Source organism: Actinomadura soli (assembly GCF_005889715.1).
Taxonomy (GTDB): domain Bacteria; phylum Actinomycetota; class Actinomycetes; order Streptosporangiales; family Streptosporangiaceae; genus Spirillospora; species Spirillospora soli.
This window is the reverse complement of the sequence record NZ_VCKW01000454.1, coordinates 1-3,719: the sequence shown is the minus strand read 5'-3', so window position 1 is coordinate 3,719 and position 3,719 is coordinate 1. Positions and strand designations below refer to the sequence as shown.

Here is a 3,719-nt window from a genome sequence, read left to right as displayed (position 1 = left end):
GGACCGGCGGGCGACGGCGGGGAACGTGATCGCGCAGCGGGACATCGAGAAGGTGTTCCGGGCGGACGAGTTCTCGGCGATCGCCATCGCGGGGACGGCGGGCATCGGGATCGAGATGGTGCGGCTGTTCCAGGTGGAGCTGGAGCATTACGAGAAGCGCGAGGGCCGGACGCTGTCGGTGGAGGGCAAGGCGAACCGGCTGGCGACGATGGTGCGGCAGAACCTGGGCATGGCGATGCAGGGGCTGGCCGTGGTGCCGCTGTTCGCGGGGTATGACGAGGAGCGGGACGAGGGCCGGATCTTCTCGTACGACCCGGCGGGCGGACGGTACGAGGAGCGGGAGTTCTACTCGGTCGGGTCGGGTTCGGTGTTCGCGCGGGGCGCGTTGAAGAAGCTGTACCGTGCGGACCTGTCGGCGGAGGACGCCGGGCTGGTGTGCGTGCAGGCGCTGTACGACGCGGCCGATGACGATTCGGCGACGGGCGGTCCTGATCTGACGCGCCGGATCTTCCCTGTGGTGGCGTCGGTGACGTCGGACGGGTACCGCCGGCTGGGCGAGGACGAGGTGGGCGCGTTGGCGCGGGCCGTCGTCGATGGTCGTTACGAGTCGCCGGGCGGGCCGACCGCCCCGCTGCGTTAGAAGGGATCCTGACCGGTGTCCATGCCGTTCTATGTGTCGCCCGAACAGCAGATGAAGGACAAGGCGGACTATGCGCGCAAGGGGATCGCGCGTGGCCGCAGCGTCGTCGTCCTGCAGTACGACGACGGCATCCTGTTCGTGGCGGACAATCCGTCGCGGGCGCTGCACAAGATCAGTGAGATCTATGACCGGATCGCGTTCGCGGCGGTGGGGAAGTACAACGAGTTCGAGAATCTGCGGCTGGGCGGTGTCCGGTACGCCGACATCAACGGGTACCAGTACGACCGCCGGGATGTGACGGCGCGGGGTCTGGCGAACGTGTACGCGCAGTCGCTGGGCACGATCTTCACGGAGACGAACAAGCCGTACGAGGTGGAGATCGTGGTCGCGGAGGTGGGTGACGCGGCGGAGACGGATCAGATCTACCGGTTGACGTTCGACGGTTCGGTGGCGGACGAGCACGGTTATGTGGCGATGGGCGGTCAGGCGGAGGCGGTGGCGCAGTCGCTGAAGGACGGGTACCACGAGGGTTCGTCGCTGGGGGCGGCGTTGGGGACGGCGGTGCGGGCGTTGGAGGCGCAGGATTCGGAGCGTCGTCTGGAGGCGACGTCGCTGGAGGTCGCGGTGCTGGACCGCAACCGTGAGCACCGGTTGTTCAAGCGGTTGACGGCGGCGCGAATCGGTGACCTGCTGTCGTCGGCGGACGAGGGCGCACCGGCGACCGCGGAGGGCGTGGAGGACGCCGGGGGCGCGGGTGCGAGCCCGGATCCGGGCGCGGACGACGACCTCCTCGATCTCCCCGACCTCCCGGAGAGCCCGAAGAGCGCCGAGGGCCCGAAGGACGCCGAGGGTCCGAAGGATGCTGGGAAGGACGAAGACTGACCCCGGGCCGGGTGTTCCGCCGCGGGGTGGAGCGTCCGGCCAGGGGGATTGGCCCGTCGTCGCGGGGTGGTGGTGGCCGCCCTTGCGGCGGCGGGCTTGTCGCGTGTGCGGCGGTTGTGGCGATCGGTGGAAACGGTCGGTTGGAGAGACTGCCAAGTCGGGTCTGTGCCGCATAGGGTCAGGGTGTGGACAGGCGCATCTTCGGGCTTGAGAACGAGTACGGCGTCACTTGCACCTTCCGGGGGCAGCGGCGGTTGTCACCGGACGAGGTGGCGCGCTATCTGTTCCGGAGGGTGGTGTCGTGGGGTCGCAGCAGCAACGTGTTCCTGCGCAACGGGGCGCGGCTGTATCTGGACGTGGGGAGTCACCCGGAGTACGCGACGCCGGAGTGCGACAGCGTCGTGGATCTGGTGACGCATGACAAGGCCGGTGAGCGGATCCTGGAGGGGCTGCTCGTGGACGCGGAGCGGCGTCTGCGGGAGGAGGGCATCGCCGGGGACATCTACCTGTTCAAGAACAACACTGACTCGGCGGGGAACTCCTACGGCTGTCATGAGAACTATCTGGTGGGGCGGCATGGCGAGTTCGGCCGGCTGGCGGATGTGCTGATCCCGTATCTGGTGACGCGGCAGATCATCTGTGGTGCGGGGAAGGTGCTGCAGACGCCGCGCGGTGCGGTGTACTGCGTGTCGCAGCGGGCGGAGCACATCTGGGAGGGCGTGTCGTCGGCGACGACGCGGTCGCGTCCGATCATCAACACGCGGGACGAGCCGCACGCCGACGCGGAGCGGTTCCGGCGGCTGCATGTGATCGTCGGTGACTCGAACATGAGCGAGACGACGATGCTGCTGAAGGTCGGCGCGACCGACCTGGTGCTGCGGATGATCGAGGCCGGGGTGGTGATGCGCGACCTCACGCTGGAGAACCCGATCCGGGCGATCCGCGAGGTCAGCCATGACATGACGGGCCGGCGGAAGGTGCGGCTGGCGAACGGCCGCGAGGCGAGCTCGCTGGAGATCCAGAAGGAGTACTTCGGGAAGGCGCGCGATTTCGTGGACGCGCGCGGCGGTGACGCGACGTCGAAGCGGGTGCTGGAGTTGTGGGAGCGGACGCTGCGGGCGGTGGAGACGGGCGATCTGGATCTGGTGTCGCGTGAGATCGACTGGGTGACGAAGTACAAGCTGATCGAGCGGTATCGGCGGAAGTACGATCTGCCCTTGTCGTCGCCGCGTGTGGCGCAGCTGGATCTGACGTATCACGACGTGCACCGTGACCGCGGGTTGTACTACCTGCTGGAGAAGCGGGGGTCGGTCGACCGGGTGTCGCGGGATCTGGACATCTTCGAGGCGAAGTCGGTGCCGCCGCAGACGACGCGGGCGCGGCTGCGCGGGGAGTTCATCCGGAAGGCGCAGGAGAAGCGGCGTGATTTCACGGTGGACTGGGTGCATCTGAAGTTGAACGATCAGGCGCAGCGGACGGTGTTGTGCAAGGACCCGTTCCGGTCGGTGGACGAGCGGGTCGACAAGCTGATCGCCGGTATGTGACGGGTTTCCGGGGGACTTGCCCACTGGGCGCTACTGGCCGGTCACGAGGACGGTAGGGTGAGCGCGCAGTAGCGTGGGCGTCCCTCGAAGGATCTTTGTATGCGTCGTCGTGTTCGGCTGGTGTCGGTGGTCGTGGCGCTCGCGGTGCCGTTGGCGTTGTCGGCGGCGTGTTCGGGCGGCGAAGACGTGGACGTGACGGTGCGCGGCGATTTCGGGAAGCTGCCCGAGGTGGAGTTTCCGAAGGGCGCGCCCGCGGATTCTCTTGCGGTGAAGACGCTGACGAAGGGGAAGGGGTCGGCGGCGCGCAAGGGCGATCTGGTGGTGGCCGACTATGTGGGCTACCGGTGGAACGAGGGCGGGCGGAAGCTGCTGGCGGACAGTTACGCGAAGGGGCAGCCGGGCGCGTTCCCGACGGGGCAGCTGGTGCCGGGGCTGACGAAGGCGCTGGTGGGGGCGCGTCCGGGGGCGCGTGTGGTGGCGCGGATCCCGCCGGGGGACGGTTTCGGTGCGAAGGGCGATCCGAAGCATCGGGTGGGTGCGGACGACACGCTGGTGTACGTGCTGGACGTCCGCGCGGTGTATTCGGGTTCGGCGGGTCCGCACGGGGAGAAGCAGGCCCCGCTGGCCGATCCGCGGCTGCCGAGGGTGGGGGA

Annotated in this window: 4 protein-coding genes; all 4 read left to right on the top strand. The window is 68.5% G+C overall.

Going from position 1 to position 3,719, the window contains the following annotated elements; genetic code table 11:
- Positions 1 to 640 (top strand): proteasome subunit beta (gene prcB, locus ETD83_RS40465; protein WP_138650544.1); only part of this gene is annotated, 640 nt, incomplete at its 5' end.
- A 21-nt stretch (positions 641 to 661) separates the two neighbouring features.
- Positions 662 to 1,522 carry a proteasome subunit alpha gene (gene prcA, locus ETD83_RS40460; protein ID WP_138650545.1) on the top strand — a complete coding sequence of 287 codons (861 nt, stop codon included), beginning with the start codon at positions 662 to 664 and terminating at the stop codon, positions 1,520 to 1,522.
- Between the two features lie 185 nt (positions 1,523 to 1,707).
- A complete protein-coding gene (gene pafA / locus ETD83_RS40455) occupies positions 1,708 to 3,066 on the top strand; it encodes a Pup--protein ligase (protein ID WP_138650543.1) in 1,359 nt (452 codons plus the stop codon).
- A gap of 99 nt (positions 3,067 to 3,165) precedes the next feature.
- Positions 3,166 to 3,719 (top strand): FKBP-type peptidyl-prolyl cis-trans isomerase (locus ETD83_RS40450; RefSeq protein WP_138650542.1); only part of this gene is annotated, 554 nt, incomplete at its 3' end.